At 50.9% G+C, this 13897-nt stretch carries 9 protein-coding genes; 2 read left to right on the top strand and 7 right to left on the bottom strand.

Annotated elements, in window-relative coordinates; all coding sequences use genetic code 11:
• Positions 1-11: 11 nt before the first annotated feature.
• From ACEN86_RS18020 to uvrB, 4 genes are all read right to left on the bottom strand, one after another.
• Positions 12-1160, bottom strand: coding sequence for a S1C family serine protease (locus ACEN86_RS18020; protein ID WP_495631866.1), 1149 nt, complete (start codon positions 1158-1160; stop codon positions 12-14).
• Between the two features lie 340 nt (positions 1161-1500).
• The gene (locus ACEN86_RS18025; RefSeq protein ID WP_127198347.1) at positions 1501-1716 is read right to left on the bottom strand and encodes a DUF2759 family protein; all 216 of its coding nucleotides are present in this window, start codon (positions 1714-1716) and stop codon (positions 1501-1503) included.
• A 270-nt stretch (positions 1717-1986) separates the two neighbouring features.
• Positions 1987-4857 carry an excinuclease ABC subunit UvrA gene (gene uvrA / locus ACEN86_RS18030; RefSeq protein WP_495631867.1) on the bottom strand — a complete coding sequence of 957 codons (2871 nt, stop codon included), beginning with the start codon at positions 4855-4857 and terminating at the stop codon, positions 1987-1989.
• 59 nt (positions 4858-4916) lie between these two features.
• Positions 4917-6908 (bottom strand): excinuclease ABC subunit UvrB, encoded by a 1992-nt coding sequence (gene uvrB / locus ACEN86_RS18035; protein WP_495631868.1) that lies wholly within the window; start codon positions 6906-6908, stop codon positions 4917-4919.
• Between the two features lie 319 nt (positions 6909-7227).
• Between uvrB and ACEN86_RS18040 the strand changes: the two genes are divergently transcribed.
• Entirely contained in the window at positions 7228-8013 is a 786-nt protein-coding gene (locus ACEN86_RS18040; RefSeq protein WP_495631869.1) for a flagellar motor protein, read from the top strand.
• Positions 8010-8831: a flagellar motor protein MotB gene (locus ACEN86_RS18045; RefSeq protein WP_495631870.1), complete on the top strand. Its 822-nt coding sequence runs from the start codon at positions 8010-8012 to the stop codon at positions 8829-8831. Before ACEN86_RS18040 ends, ACEN86_RS18045 begins: the two co-directional genes overlap by 4 nt.
• A gap of 653 nt (positions 8832-9484) precedes the next feature.
• Here ACEN86_RS18045 and ACEN86_RS18050 read toward each other — a convergent pair.
• The 3 genes from ACEN86_RS18050 to ACEN86_RS18060 all read right to left on the bottom strand — a co-directional run bounded on the left by ACEN86_RS18050 (position 9485) and on the right by ACEN86_RS18060 (position 13879).
• On the bottom strand, positions 9485-10789 hold the full coding sequence (locus ACEN86_RS18050; protein ID WP_495631871.1) for a PDZ domain-containing protein: 1305 nt from the start codon (positions 10787-10789) through the stop codon (positions 9485-9487).
• Positions 10790-10863: 74 nt separating this feature from the next.
• The gene (locus ACEN86_RS18055; protein WP_495631872.1) at positions 10864-12336 is read right to left on the bottom strand and encodes a S41 family peptidase; all 1473 of its coding nucleotides are present in this window, start codon (positions 12334-12336) and stop codon (positions 10864-10866) included.
• A gap of 259 nt (positions 12337-12595) precedes the next feature.
• Positions 12596-13879: a murein hydrolase activator EnvC family protein gene (locus ACEN86_RS18060; RefSeq protein WP_495631873.1), complete on the bottom strand. Its 1284-nt coding sequence runs from the start codon at positions 13877-13879 to the stop codon at positions 12596-12598.
• Positions 13880-13897: the final 18 nt, after the last annotated feature.

The raw sequence follows: 13897 nt of genomic DNA on the forward strand, positions 1-13897 counted from the left end.
AAGGCCGCCTGCTATGCATCGTCACCCTCGCTCCCCGCGTCTGCTGAAGAGCCCGTATCCTTGGAAAGGACCAGCTTGCGGGTCAAAATGTCTCCATCCGATTCCAGCCACAGCGTCACGGTCTGGCCGGGACTGAACGATTTCAGCAGCTCATTCAGGTCAACTACCGAGGATATTTTCTTCCCATTCACCCGGTAAAGCACGTCTCCTTCATGCAGTCCGGCCTTGCGGGCCTCTGCGGAATTCACCTTGGTGATCGTCATAGGCTCGTCTCCCGGCAGTCCAACTATAGCTGACCAGCTTTCCTCCAGACTGACTCCGAGCGAAGGTCGATTCACCTCTCCATATTTAAAGAGCTGTCTCACCACATACTGAACCGTTTCCGCTGGTATGGAAAAGCCCATATTCTCTACGCCTACGGCTTCAAATTTCATGGAATTGATCCCGATGACCTCACCCTTCATATTTAAAAGAGGACCGCCGCTGTTACCCGGATTAATGGCCGCATCGGTCTGTATCAGTCGGTATGCCGCATTCACAGCCCGGTTTAGTCCGCTGACAATTCCTTGAGTCGCTGAGTTACGCAGGGAGAAGGAGATCGGTGTCCCTAGAGCGATTACTTTTTCGCCGACCAGTACATTTTGAGAAGAGACCGCAAACTTGGCGGGCTGGAGGTTCTTGGCGTTTATTTTGATAAGTGCAATATCACTGACCTCATCTTCATAGGACTCCGCGATACTGTAAGACTTCCCGTCCGAAGTAACAACGAGGGCGTTCGTGAGGCCTTGTACCACATGGGTATTCGTGACGATCCATCCATCGGACTTTATGATGACTCCTGTTCCGTGAGCCAGGTCGTACCTACTGTCCCCTTGATCCTTGTTCTCCGCATTTGTGGTCCTCCCAATAATACCTACAACTGAGGGAGAGACCTTCTTAATGATCTGAGGAATGATATCCGTCTGCGTAGTTGTAACCCCAGCTGCCTTCGGCTTGGACGGAGCAGCCTTGTTCGCAGCTTTTGTCTTGATTGCAGCAATCGATATCGTGCCAGTCAGTGATGCCTTCGGGTTATTCTCAGCTGATGCAGTCACACAACCGCTCACCCCGATCACGGTGCCCAACAGCAATCCTACAGCTGCTTTACTCTTCACTTTCATCCTCTCACCGGCCCTCTCTCACTAAATCGAAACTCTACTACCCACTTCTATGAAAATGGGATGTATTGGTAGATTCAATGTATCACAGTTTGATTGCCCTCACAATTCGTCTCTAAATAAGTTAAACTATTGATTTCTTTTGTTAAATTTTTTATTCGATTCTCCAGAATCATTTCACACGCTTGCCTATAGGAATTTTTAAGTTCAACTTATATATAAGGGTCTTTAAAGCACCTGATTGCACCCAGTAAAATTAAAAGACACCCTGTCTGCTTGTGTGCAGACAAGGTGCCTTGAAGTTCATCGTTATTAAATCAGAACTCTCTAATGTTCGTACTAATTAGCTGCTAAACCAAGCTTTGATCATGGCAAAGTCCGATGCCAAGAAGACGAGCAAGCTAACAATTCCGAAACCGATTGCAAAAAGATTCTTGTCACGGGCCTTAATCAGGCGATACACCCCGATCAGGATGAGAACAGTGAACAGCAGCATAAAAATATCAAACATATTAAAGGTTGTTGTTGTTTCTCCTGGCTCGATGGCAAGCAACCACATGCTGGGACCCCCTCTGAATTCACAAAATTTACACATCTTCTTATATGTTATCTTCACAATAAGGCAGATGCAAGAGAAATCACGAAAAAATTCAAAATCCGCCTTAAAAAATGCAAAAGAAAGCTCCCTCATCAGAGTTGATGCCCTCGTGTGACCTTACTGTAACAAGTTCACATGTTGGATATGCAACTCCGTCAAGGGAGCCTATTCAATTATTCACTCCTACTTACGACGAGCAATGAAGTCACAAATTCCGACCTCGTAAGAGGCTTACACTGTAGAAGCAGCCTGCTCCCGCAGTTCCGCACTCCGCTTCGTATCTCTCTCGAGCACAGGCTTTAGATACTTGCCTGTATACGACTCTTTAACTTTAACAACCTCTTCAGGCGTACCGGTAGCAATAATCGTTCCGCCCCCGCTTCCGCCCTCTGGACCCAGGTCGATCAGATAATCCGCGGTCTTAATTACATCCAGATTGTGCTCGATAACCAGTACTGTCTCTCCCGAATCTACCAGACGGTGAAGCACTTTAAGCAGGCGATCTATATCATCCACATGCAGTCCGGTAGTAGGTTCATCAAGAATATACATCGTCTTGCCTGTACTGCGGCGGTACAGCTCAGAGGCCAGCTTCACCCGCTGTGCCTCGCCACCAGACAAGGTCGTGGCGGGCTGGCCCATAGTTACATAGCCGAGTCCTACATCCAGAATCGTCTGAAGCTTACGATGAATCTTCGGAATGTTCTGGAAGAACTCGGTCGCATCCTCCACGGTCATCTCCAGGACATCGGCGATGCTCTTGTCCTTATACTTCACTTCCAGGGTCTCCCGGTTATACCGCTTGCCTTTGCAAATCTCACAAGGAACGTAGACGTCGGGCAGGAAGTGCATCTCAATCTTGATAATTCCGTCCCCGCGGCAGGCTTCACAGCGGCCGCCCTTAATATTAAAGCTGAAGCGTCCCTTCTTGTAGCCGCGGATCTTGGCCTCATTCGTCTGGGAGAACAGATCACGAATGTCATCAAAGACGCCTGTATAAGTCGCCGGATTAGAACGGGGTGTACGTCCAATTGGAGATTGGTCAATATCAACGACTTTCTCCACATGTTCCAGGCCTTTCATCTCACGGTATTGCCCCGGGCGAACCTTCGCCCGATTCAAGTCACGTGCGAGTGTCTTATAGAGAATCTCGTTAACGAGTGTCGACTTGCCTGATCCGGAGACCCCCGTGACAGCAGAGAATACCCCAATCGGAATTTTCACATTCAGATTCTTGAGATTGTTCTCCTTCGCGCCCCGGATCTCGATCCATCTTCCGTCTGGCTTGCGACGCTCCGCACTCACAGGAATGAATCTGCGTCCACTCAAATACTGTCCCGTCAAGGAGTTCGGATCTTCCATGACCTCCTTCGGGGTACCTTGAGACACAACATTCCCCCCGTGAATCCCCGCGCCTGGGCCAATATCGATAATATAATCGGAAGCGAGCATCGTATCTTCATCATGCTCAACCACGATCAGCGTATTTCCAAGGTCGCGCATATGCTTCAAGGTCTCAATCAGACGGTCGTTATCCCGCTGATGCAGACCGATACTAGGCTCATCCAGAATATAGAGAACTCCCATAAGACTGGAACCAATCTGGGTTGCCAGACGAATACGCTGAGCTTCCCCACCGGATAACGTCCCTGCTGCACGGCTCATGGTCAGATAATCCAGACCTACGTTCACCAAGAAGCCGAGTCGGCTGTTAATTTCCTTCAAAATCATATTGGCAATCGTCTGTTCCTTCTCGCTCAGCTTCAGATCTTTGAAGAAATTCATGGCTTCCCCAATCGACAAGGAGGTGACATAAGCCATATTCTGGCCTTCTACGGTCACGGCTAGACTCTCTTTCTTCAAGCGCTGTCCTTTGCAGGAACCGCACGGCTTCGCACCCATGAATCCCTCGATGAATTCACGAATTCCGTCAGATGCCGTCTCCCGGTATCGGCGTTCCAGATTCGGCACAATGCCTTCAAAGGTAACGTAGGCCTCCTTGCTCTGGCCAAAGTCATTCTGATAGCGGAATTTGATCCGCTGTGAACCCGTACCATAGAGCAGCTTGTCCATCTGGTCCTTAGTAAGCTCTGACACCGGAACATCCTGCGGGATATGGTAATGCTCCGCAACAGATTTCAAATACTGGGGATAGTAGTTAGACGTGCTGCCAGCCCATGCTTCAAATGCTCCATCCTCGATACTTTTACGGGTATCTGGAACCAGCAGATCCGGGTCAATGACCATCTTGGCTCCCAGACCATCACACTCTGGGCAGGCTCCGAACGGGCTGTTGAATGAGAACATCCGCGGCGCGAGCTCCTCGATGCTGAATCCGCAGATCGGGCAGGCAAAATTGGAACTAAAGCGCAGCTCCTCCTGGCCGATAATATCCACCAGCAGCTGACCACCTGACATCTTCAGGGCGGTCTCAATGGAATCCGCGAGCCGTGACTTCACATCCTCCTTCACCACAATCCGGTCCACAACCACTTCAATCGTATGCTTCTTTTTCTTCTCAAGCTCAATGCTCTCAGACAAATCGCGAAGCTCGCCATTGACCCGTACGCGAACAAATCCCTGCTTGCTGATCTCCGCGAACAAGCTCTTGTGCTCTCCTTTTCGACCTGAGATCACGGGGGCCAGAATTTGCAGGCGGGTCTTCTCCGGATACTGCATAATTCGGTCTACCATCTGCTCAACAGTCTGGGAGGTAATCTCTACCCCATGTTCCGGGCAGTGCGGATGCCCAATCCGGGCGAATAGAAGCCGCAAGTAATCATAAATCTCGGTTACCGTACCTACGGTGGAACGAGGGTTGCGGCTTGTCGTCTTCTGGTCGATGGAGATGGCCGGTGACAAGCCCTCGATGGAGTCGACATCCGGCTTCTCCATTTGACCCAGGAATTGTCTCGCATAGGCTGACAAGGATTCCACATAACGGCGCTGGCCTTCAGCATAAATGGTATCGAAGGCAAGTGAGGATTTCCCCGATCCGCTAAGTCCAGTAAGAACAACGAAGCGGTCACGCGGAATCGTAATATCTATATTCTTCAAATTGTGCGCTCTTGCACCTTTAATGACAATGTTCTCTATAGCCATCGTATCATCTCCTTGGAGTTCTTCCCCTTTGGATAGAACCTGTTCCGCTTAATCTGTTATTACTCTGCTTTCAGTTCCAATATCGCATCACGGAGCTCCGCCGCTCTCTCGAACTGCAGATTCTTGGCTGCTTCCTTCATCTCAGCTTCCAGGCGGCCAATATAAGCTTGGCGATCTTTCTTCGACATCTTCTGAGCTCCATCTGCCAGATAGTCCGCTTTGCCTTCAGCCACCTTGGTTGCCTCAATAATTTCACGAATCTTCTTCTTGATCGTCTGCGGAGTAATGCCATGCTTCTCATTATACGCGATCTGAATAGCACGGCGTCGCTCCGTCTCCTTGATCGCTTTGTCCATGGAATCCGTAATCTTGTCTCCATACATCAGTACGCGACCTTCAGAGTTACGCGCAGCACGCCCAATAGTCTGGATCAGGGAACGCTCAGAGCGGAGGAACCCTTCCTTATCCGCATCCAGTATAGCTACGAGTGAGACCTCCGGCAGGTCAAGACCTTCCCGAAGCAGGTTAATCCCGATCAGAACGTGGAAGGTCCCCAGGCGCAGATCCCTCAGAATCTGCATCCGCTCCAGCGTCTTGATGTCGGAGTGGAGATATCTGACCTTAATGCCAATCTCCTTGAGGTAGTCTGTCAGATCCTCCGACATCTTCTTGGTCAGCGTGGTCACAAGGACGCGCTCGTCCTTGGCAATCCGGTCACGAATCTCTCCGATCAAGTCATCGATCTGGCCCTTCGTCGGGCGCACCTCTATAACAGGGTCAAGAAGACCTGTCGGACGGATAATCTGCTGCACCATCGTATCGGTATGCTCAATCTCATAAGGCCCCGGCGTTGCAGATACGTAGATGATTTCCTTGATCTTCTCTTCGAACTCCTCGAATTTGAGCGGGCGGTTATCCAGTGCAGACGGAAGGCGGAACCCGTGATCCACCAGCACGTTCTTACGCGCCTGGTCTCCGTTGTACATGGCCCGGATCTGCGGCAGCGTCACGTGGGACTCATCAATCACAACCAACATATCATCCGGAAAATAATCCAGCAGCGTATAAGGCGTTGCTCCGCGCTCCCGGAATGTCAGCGGTCCGGAGTAATTCTCAATTCCGGAGCAGAAGCCGACTTCCTTCATCATTTCGATATCGTAGCGAGTCCGCTGTTCCAGCCTCTGAGCTTCCAGCAGCTTGCCTTCCTCGCGGAACTTAGCAAGCTGCTCTTCCAGCTCGCGTTCAATATTAACCAGGGCCACACGCATGGTCTCTTCCTGGGTTACGAAGTGAGAAGCCGGGAAGATGGCAATATGATCGCGTTCCCCGATCAGCTCACCTGTCAGAACATCAATTTCGGTAATCCGTTCAATTTCATCTCCGAAAAACTCCACCCTGACCGCCTGCTCTCCCTTGGAAGCAGGGAAAATCTCAATGACATCTCCGCGAACCCGGAAAGTCCCCCGGACGAAGTTAATATCATTACGCTGATATTGGATGTCGACGAGTCTTGCCAGAATCTTATTCCTCGGCTTCTCCATTCCTACACGCAAGGAAAGCAGCAGGTTCCTGTACTCGACCGGCGACCCGAGACCGTAGATACACGATACACTGGCCACAATGATCACATCCCGGCGTTCAAACAGAGAACTCGTCGCCGAGTGACGAAGCTTATCTATTTCTTCATTAATGCTCGAATCTTTCTCAATGTAGGTGTCGGAAGAAGGGATGTAGGCTTCAGGCTGATAGTAGTCATAGTAACTCACAAAGTAATCTACGGAGTTGTTAGGGAAAAACTCCTTAAATTCACTTGCCAGCTGGGCGGCGAGTGTCTTGTTATGGGCAATGACCAGCGTTGGACGGCCTAGCTTAGCTATCGTATTGGCAATCGTGAACGTCTTCCCTGTTCCTGTAGCTCCCAGCAGAGTCTGGTGCTTCTTGCCTTCTCGGATGCCTTCCACCAGCTCGCCGATCGCAGCAGGCTGGTCTCCTTGAGGCGTATAATCGGAGATCAGCTCGAATTTTTGATTACTGACGACAATATCACTCATTGTCCAACATCACCCTTATCGTCTAAAATAGTATTCTGTACCCATTTATACTTACAAACGTTATGCTAAGTTCATATATAGCCTTCGATTCATGTCGATATCTATAGAAAAGAGGCGTACTCGCCTCCTAATTTATATAACCCTTATCAATATGGAATGAACTAAAGATTCATTTCTATAGTTCATTCCATCTAAGATGTCTAATAAAACCACGGAAATCCTTTGTATTCCATGAATAAGAATGCCTGTTCCCATAATATTATACCTTTTTCATGAAATGGTTGCAATGGAGAGTCCGAACAAGGAGTGAATGAACCACATGGATGTAACTACAGTTGTCGGGATCATAGTTGGATTGATTGCCATTGTCGGCGGGTTTATCTGGGAAGGTGGACAATTCACGGGTCTCATGCAGATCACCGCCGCTTTAATTGTGTTCGGAGGGACTCTTGCAGCCGTATTGATCAGCTTCCCTGCCTCCAAGCTGAAGACGATACCCTATGGACTAGCCCTGGCCTTCAGGTCCCGGAGACAGGACCACGAGCAGATCACTGAAGACATCGTATCCATGGCCGTCACCGCTCGCCGATCCGGCGTACTTGCCCTAGAGCGGCAAGCTGCCCAGCACGAGGATCCTTTTCTCAGAGAAGGTATACAGCTCGTGGTTGACGGAACGGACCAGCATCTGATCAAGCAGATTATGGAATTTGAGATTGACGCCACGGAGAACCGCTACAACGGTTACGCTAAAATATTCGAGACCGCGGGCGGCTATGCTCCGACCATGGGAATTATCGGTACCGTAATGGGCCTCATCCACGTGCTGGGAAGTCTGACGGAGCCGACGATGCTCGGCCCGTCTATTGCGCTCGCTTTTACCGCGACGCTGTATGGGGTGGCAAGTGCCAACCTTATTTTTCTTCCCATTGCTACCAAAATCAAAACCCGGGGCGAAGATGAAATCCTTCGTATGGAGATGCTGCTGCACGGTATTCTGGCAGTTCAGAACGGAGACCACCACCTGCTGGTCCGCAAAAAACTGGAATCCTTCGCCTACAAGAAGCCCGAACGTGCTGAAGTGCTGCCTGAGGAGGCCTCAGAATGAGACAGCGGCTGAACCGGCAAAAACGCCAGGAAGGCGGCGACTCCAAGGACCGCTGGATGATCACCTACGCCGATTTGATCACTCTGCTACTTATTTTCTTCATCATTATGTATGCCATGAGCCGGCTTGATGTCGAGAAATATGCCATTGTTACCGAATCGCTGCAGCTCACGTTCAAAAGCGGTGACTCTCTGCTTGAGAAGGGCTCCGGAATTACAGGCTCGGCTGACAAGTACCGTTCCAAGAACCCCGCCCCCACCGCTCCCGGAACGGATAAAAGCACGGCCAATAAAGACGCAAGCTCCGGTAGCACCAAGCCGCTTACCGACAGGGAGCAGGCCTTCCGTAAGCAGGAGGAGCAGCTGCAGAGTCTGATGAAGGTGATCCAGGAGTATATCAAGAGCAATAACCTGGAGGATCAGATCTTCGTCGCCGATTTGGCAAAAGGCATTACGATTACGCTCAGCGACCGCTTCCTGTTCGATGTAGGGAAGGCGGAGCTAAAGGCCGGTTCTTCCCAGACCCTGGACAAGCTGGCCAGCCTGTTCCGCAAGCTGGATACGGTGATTAGTATTGAAGGACACACGGATAATCAGCCGATTGGCCGGGGTTCACGCTACAAGGACAACTGGGAGCTGTCCGGTGCGCGGGCACTGTCGGTGCTCCGGTATTTCATTGATACGGCCAAGCTGAATGCAGCCGAATTCCAGTATGCCGGCTATGCCGATACGCGCCCCTCTGGGGACAATGCAACCGGAGCGGGCAGACAGAAGAACCGGCGCGTGGAGATTACGGTGCTTAGACAGCTGCAAAAGTAAGAGGGGAAAGGCCGCAGAGCATGATTGCTTCTGCGGTCTTTTTGGGCTGAGTGAGGAGTGTTGCAGAGCCGGCTGCGCTGCTGCTCAGGTGGGGGCAGGTGTATGTCATTCCAATGAGCTATTGGGCCTACGATCGCTGTTATCCCCGGATTTCCTCATTTTGCTTAACCCTGTTCAGGGTTGAAATCCGTGGATAAAGGCGAACGCTTCGCTTCTTCAGCTCCAATATCTCCTCTCCATGCCTTGACCTGCCCTCCCTGAGTAGGAGCTCTGCTTGGAGAAGTCTCTTCCTTCTCCGCTGGGCACCCCAAGGCCGTAGAAAGATTATGCTCTGCGGCCTTGGGGTGGGTAGAAAAAGAAAAAGAACATGCAGATTAGCATGTTCTTTCTCTTAAGATTTAGTTGACCTCAAGGTGAATTGAACTTTCCCCTTGAGGCTTAACTACTAGATATCAAAGGAGCTTGCTCCGCTCTTGAGGGTCGGCCACTTGCCATCAAAAGGGCCTTTCAGCGCCCTTTTAGGCTTAACTGCTTGCCCTTTAAGGAGCCCTTCAGCTCCCTCTTAAGGCTAAAACCTTTCCACTAAGGGCGTTCAACGCTGCTCCTTGAGGCTTAACCACTAACAAGCAAGCCCACTCTAAGCGGACGGCTTGCTACCTGTCCAAAGTGCCGCCTCCGGCTGCCTTAGAGCTTTCCTTGCGCTCTCCCGCGCCGCGGCGTGGTGACAGCAGCTCAAGCAGGGAAAGCGGCTTGAGCCTTAAGGCCACCGGCGCATCATCGTCCGGTGCAAGGATGACTCCCAGCTGGTGATGATCTCCCGCGTAGATGGCCCGCTGGAGGAACTTGCTCTCCCCTTGCTGGTTAAGCACCTCAAGCTTGCAGAAGGCCGGGTTCATCCGCAGCCCGGAGTGCAGCTGCTCCTTCGTATTCACCGGTGTGCCGTTCACTTTAAATATAACTTCTCCTGCCTGGATCCCAAGCTCTTCAGCGGGGCTTCCAGGAAGCACAGCAAGCACCTTCAGTCCTCGCTGTGGATGGACAAAGAACGGGCTGCGGTTCTGCTCCTCAAAGCGGCTGTACCACACGAGTAGCTCATGAAGCACGAATGCAGCAAGCGCAGCCACCACGGTCAGTGGACTCCACCAGCCTGCCAGCATCGCCAGCCCAAGCATCACGATGCTGTAGACGAGCAAGCGGCCCGAGGTCAGGCGGGCTTTATTCTTCGGCAGCGTACTGACCGTCATCTCGCTGAAGCCGATGACGACCGGCAGGGCAATCAGACTGAAGCCGCTCTGCCATGCATCTCCGCCGAAGAACGGCGTCCACGGCAGCAGGCTGCCTGTCGTCTGGGCCGGAATAAGCAGGAACAGCGGTACGGGCCAGAAGCTCTTCATCTGGTAACCACCCACCACTTTTCCCCGCTTGCCCTCATAGAACAGCGGCCCGGCAAAGGCAGCTCCCTGCCATCTAACCAGCATCGCCTCAGCGAGATGAAGCAGCGCAACAAGTGCAAGTAAAGACGGGATATTTAGTTCGCGGATCGCAGTAAGAACATTTTGTCCGAAGCCATCCAAATTGAAATCCGGGAACCAGCTCAAAATGAACTGAATTACACCAAGCAGGCCGACCGAATAGGCAAAGCATAGGTAACGTACGCGGAAGAGCAGCAGTACAATAGAAACGACCCATATAAGAAGCACGCCGTTAAAGGTAAGCGTCGTTCCCAGAAATGCGGATACCAGCGATACCATGATCCCGGCCAGCAGTCCGCCGAGCAGAGTGATCCACGTCTGACGCCCCCAACTGTGAAGACGAACATGGAACAGCTTACGTTCTAGATGAACCTGTCTCCTGTATTGAAGCATGATCAAAATAATCGAAATATAATAGAACGGCTGCGCCAGGAACTGCACCAGGGCATCCGACAGCCTCCATAACCATTCAAGCACGATTTCCAAGTAATCTTCACTCCTCTGCTTCATGCTAGATGTAGGGATTAATTCAGAAAAAAAGAAGGCTGAAATCAGCCTCCTTATTTATTCGACGAAGGAGAGGCAATCTCCTTCCGGATTTCGGTGAGTGCCTGCCCAAGCTGCACATCGTTCTTCGGATCACGGATGTGAGCGATCAGGCTTTTCTCCAAGGCATCCGCCGTCTTGGCATCAATCTCGCCGTTCACTGGAAGCTTGCTGCTCTTCTGGAAGCTCTTGACCGCTGTCTCCGTCTTGGCATCAAAGTAGCCGTCTTTGCGACCCGGAGCGTATCCAAGGCCGTCCAGCATCACTTGTGCGCTCTTAATGTCTTCATTGTTCATATCAAATTTGAGCGTCTTCTCCTTGTTGATCGGGGCTACGGAGAAGTAGGCCGGCTGGGACACGGCAATGTCAGGCTTGATGCCTTTCTTATGAATCCATTCCCCGTTTGGCGTAAGCCATTTGGCGATCGTGATCTTCAGAAGGCTGCCATCTCCAAGCTCCTTGTTGAAGCTGGTCTGTACCGTTCCTTTTCCGTAAGTGGTGTCCCCGACCAGCTTGGCGCCAGCCGATTCCTTCAGCGCACCTGCCAGAATCTCGGAAGCACTCGCGCTCCCCTTGTTCGTAAGCACAACTATCGGGTAACTCTTCGCCGTACCTTTGGACACAGTCTGATCCCGCTGCTTCTGCTTGTTCTCCACCTGAACAATCACCTTGTCCTTGCCAACCAGGCGCTGTGCCATATCGACAACGACATTCAATAACCCACCCGGATTATTACGAACGTCAATGACAAGTCCCTTCATCCCTTGGCTCTCCAGGGAACCTAGTTCTTTCTCGAAACGCTTGCCTGTATTCGCGGAGAACTCCGTGATCTCGATATAACCAACGTGGTCTTTCTCCATACGAGCATGAACGGTCTCCATAGCAATGTCGTCACGCTTAATCGCGAACTCCAGCTGGGCTGCTGATCCAGCACGCTTGACTTTCACTTTGGCTACGGATCCTTTCGGCCCGCGGATCTTGCTGACCGCTTCATTCAAGCTGAGTCCTTCAAATGATTCGCCATTGACCGACAACAGAATGTCCTTGGCATGGATCCCCGCTTTCTCGGCAGGCGAGCCTTTGATGGGAGATACCACCACGACATTCCCATTCTCCATGGATACCTCAGCTCCAATTCCCGAGAAGGAACCCTGGATCTGAGAAGTGAACTCCTCTGCGGTCTCTTTGCCCATATAAGAAGAGAACGGGTCATTAAGCGCACTCATCATCCCGTTAATGGCTCCGTCGACGAGCTTGCTCTGATCCACATCCTGCACGTAATTCTTCTTGACCAGATTGAGCGCAGTCTCAATTTTACTCAGATCATCCTTGCTCTCAGACTGACCACCAACCGAGGCAAATATCCCACTAACCGGTGAACCACTGCTGCTGACAAAGCCCCAATTCCCTGTTAATGTCATCGTGAGCACACTGCTTACAAGCACGGCTACCACAACAAACAGAGCAACTGTACGTCCTTTATACACGGTTCATTCACCGCCCTTTCCTTATCCGGCTGACTAGATGGAATGAACTAATAACTGCATGATCGATTTCTTAGCGCTCCAAGTAGTTGCCGGAATCCAAACGTTCATTTCTTTAGTTCGTTCCATCTAGGTGCAGGCCTTTGATATCCATCATAGTATATGTTTAGCTTGTACGGAATATTTATCTAGAAAAAAGCAGAAACGGACCTGCATCCCTGAGGAACTAAGGTACCGTTTCTTGAGTTAAACTCATTTCCGCTTATAGATATGGCATCGGATCTACCGGAGTACCATTGACACGGACTTCAAAATGAAGGTGAGGACCTGTCGATGCACCGGTATTCCCGGACTCCGCAATGACTTCGCCGCGCTTCACGTTGTCGCCCTTTTGCACATTGATCTTGCTAAGATGACCGTATAAGGTCCATATATTATTTCCGTGATCAATAATGACGCAGTTACCATAACCGTTCCACCACTCAGCCACGATTACGTTCCCGCTGTCTGCTGCATGTACATCTGTTCCCTCGGAGACAGCAAAGTCAGTTCCCGTATGAAGCTTCTTCACACCCGTGATCGGGTGAATCCGATAACCGTAAGGAGACGAGATGCGGGCACCCGTTACAGGAAGTCCCATGGAGCCGCCATTTCCTTTGAATCCTTCACTGCTTCCAGATGAACTTGAACTGCTGGAATTGGTGTGGGAACTGCTGCTGGAGCTTGCGACCTTCACGGTCTTGCTCTTCTTCTTCTGGTTGTATGCATAGATTTGAGCGGCTCTCAGCTTATTCTTCTCCTGTCCCAGCTGCGCTCTCTTGGAAGCAATCTGTACCAGCATTTGATCCTGCTTTGCACTGATATCATCGGACTCTTCAATATCGGATTGATAGTTCGCGATTAGCTTCTGCTTCTCTTTCTCTTTGACTGCCAGCAGCACTTTGCGCGATTCAGCTTGATTGTACAGGTCCTTCGCCTTGGCATAGGCTGTCTTCAAGTTCGCCTGCTCCTCTAGAATCAGTTCCTTATCTCTCTTGTGGTCATCGAGAATAGTCTGATCCTGCTGGGCGATCGCTTGGAGTGAATCCGCACGGTCCAGAAAGTCCGTGAAGCTTGTGGAAGAGAGCAGAACATCCAGATAGGAGACAGCTCCGTCCGTATACATGAGACGAACCCGGGAATCCAGCAGCTTCTCACGCTCATCGATCCGCTTCTGGGTCTGGTCAATCTTCTCCGCAGTTACACGAAGCTGATCTTCAGTCTGATCGATCTCACTAGTGATGCCGGCAAGCTCGTTACTTACCGTATCAATCTGCTCCATCACCTGCTGAAGGAAATTGGTAGCTTTATTCTTGTAATGCATTGCTTCCTGCTTATCTTCTTCTGCTTGCTGCTGCTGATTCTTCGCAGCCTTGGCCTGCTGCTGCAGCAATCTCAGCTCATGATCGATCTGATCGATCGTTCTTTTCTTGGCATACCCTTCAGTAGGCTGGAAGACAACAACGGCCAGAGCCATAACGACGACGACAGATAACCATTTTTTCAATTCTATTTTCCCCGTCCT

The organism is Paenibacillus sp. Paensp111 (assembly GCF_059492195.1).

Bases quoted from the DNA above. Each gene is read 5' to 3' on its own strand.
- ACEN86_RS18020 (WP_495631866.1), bottom strand. From the start codon at position 1,160: ATGAAAGTGAAGAGTAAAGCAGCTGTAGGATTGCTGTTGGGCACCGTG.
- ACEN86_RS18040 (WP_495631869.1), top strand. From the start codon at position 7,228: ATGGATGTAACTACAGTTGTCGGGATCATAGTTGGATTGATTGCCATT.
- ACEN86_RS18045 (WP_495631870.1), top strand. From the start codon at position 8,010: ATGAGACAGCGGCTGAACCGGCAAAAACGCCAGGAAGGCGGCGACTCC.
- uvrB (WP_495631868.1), bottom strand. From the start codon at position 6,908: ATGAGTGATATTGTCGTCAGTAATCAAAAATTCGAGCTGATCTCCGAT.
- ACEN86_RS18025 (WP_127198347.1), bottom strand. From the start codon at position 1,716: ATGTGGTTGCTTGCCATCGAGCCAGGAGAAACAACAACAACCTTTAAT.
- uvrA (WP_495631867.1), bottom strand. From the start codon at position 4,857: ATGGCTATAGAGAACATTGTCATTAAAGGTGCAAGAGCGCACAATTTG.